Annotated in this window: 1 pseudogene; it reads left to right on the top strand. The window is 62.4% G+C overall.

Annotated features, from left to right (window positions below):
• Positions 1-69: 69 nt before the first annotated feature.
• Positions 70-213 (top strand): annotated as a pseudogene (locus tag EXE45_RS21785) (mandelate racemase/muconate lactonizing enzyme family protein); the annotation flags it as partial.

The raw sequence follows: 213 nt of genomic DNA, 5'->3' as shown, positions 1-213 counted from the left end.
CGAGGACGCGCTGGAGCGGTTCAGAGACGACTGACTCGGGGATACCAGCGAAACACAAACACCACACACATGCGAGACTACTCAGACCAGATCGACACCCGCGACCCGGACCGAGACGTACAGATCACCGGCCTCGACGCCTGCGTCGTCGAGGGGAACTTCGAGTGGAACCTGATCAAGGTTGAGACCGACGCCGGGGTCACCGGCATCGGC

The sequence above is a fragment of the Halorubrum sp. SP9 genome, assembly GCF_005435015.1.
Classification (GTDB): domain Archaea; phylum Halobacteriota; class Halobacteria; order Halobacteriales; family Haloferacaceae; genus Halorubrum; species Halorubrum sodomense.
The sequence above is the reverse complement of the archived record's forward strand: the minus strand, read 5'-3'. Positions and strand labels throughout refer to the sequence as shown.